The sequence below is a fragment of the Ideonella sp. P3_A4 genome (assembly GCF_056403075.1).
In genome coordinates this window covers 1-1,171 of the sequence record NZ_JBFUGE010001121.1, presented here as the reverse complement: position 1 = coordinate 1,171, position 1,171 = coordinate 1, and the positions used below count along the sequence as shown (strand labels likewise).

Annotated in this window: 1 protein-coding gene; it reads right to left on the bottom strand. The window is 64.9% G+C overall.

Annotation, left to right across the window (positions count from 1 at the left end; genetic code table 11):
• Positions 1-1,171, bottom strand: a 1,171-nt coding sequence (locus tag AC1DYI_RS36340) for a glycoside hydrolase family 76 protein (protein ID WP_477208938.1), incomplete at both ends; no start/stop codon positions are given.

The window sequence follows — 1,171 nt, the reverse complement described above, 5'->3', positions numbered from 1 at the left end:
GCCGTTGACATGCAGCAGCGGCGTCGTGGTCGACGCATTGGCGATGCGCTTGGCCATCGTCTTCACCGACGTGTCGCCGGTGGCGCGGTACAGCTCGGCCAGCGCGCCGACGAGCACGCCCTGGTTGTAAGACCAGACCTGCGAGCCGTTGTTCTTGCAGGTCGTCAGGCTGATGCCGTCGTTGACGAGGTTGTCGGCGTTGACCATGCCAGTGCCCTTGAACCAAGCCCATTCGTCTTTGGCCCGCTTCAAATACAGCGTGTCGCCCGGGATGCGGTTATGCAGCGCCGCGTTCAAGTGCAGGTACAAACTGTTGGAGATCGCGTTTTTGTAGGTTTTTGCCTCGCTCCACCAAACCCCGCCGCCACAGGTGCCATCCCAGAATGTGGCCATGTAGTCGGCGTCGGCCTTGGCGGTATTCAGGTAGCGCTGGTCTTTTGTCTGGTCATATGCGGCGATCCAGGCCAGTCCCCACCAGCCGGTGTCGTCGATATAGTCATTCCGGAATTGACCCTTGGCTGCATTGATATTGCGGTCGTAGGTGTTTTCGATGGCGTAGGTATAACTCCCCATGCCGCTGACCTGAATGTTCTGTATCAGCGCCGTCAGCGCATTGGCTGAATTCCACCAACCGGTGGTATCGAACAAACCCGAGCCCTGGTTGTAGAAGCCCATCAGCGCCGTCGCGGCGGCGGTGCGCCGGTCGCCGGCATTCCACGTGGTTCGCGCCCAGGGGGTGCAGGCGATCTCGGGGCGGTCGCCGGCCTTGCCGCAGGCGCGCAGCACGCCAACGCCGCGATTGGCCCAGTCGTCGGCGTTGAACATCAGCGTGCGCCAGCCCTGGTTGCCCGTGGGGACGGTGGTGTCGCCCAGCTTGCTGCCGCCGGCCCAGCTGCGGCCGTTGTCGAACGAGCGGTCGAGCCACACCTCGTCGCCGGGCGAGCCGTTCTCGATCGAGGCCCAGCCCATGTCGTCGGCATCGTCGAAGTGCAAGACGAGCTTGCGCGAGTAGATCGTCGTGCTCACTGCCTGGCGATCCCCGGGTGACAGCGCCGGGTCGCGGCCGTCGCAGTAGCGGTCGCAGATGGTCGCGGCGGCGGCGCTGTGGGCCAGCGCCACGAGGGCCGGGGCCAGCAGCAGCTTTGCGGTCCAGGCGAGGCGAGGGCGGGAA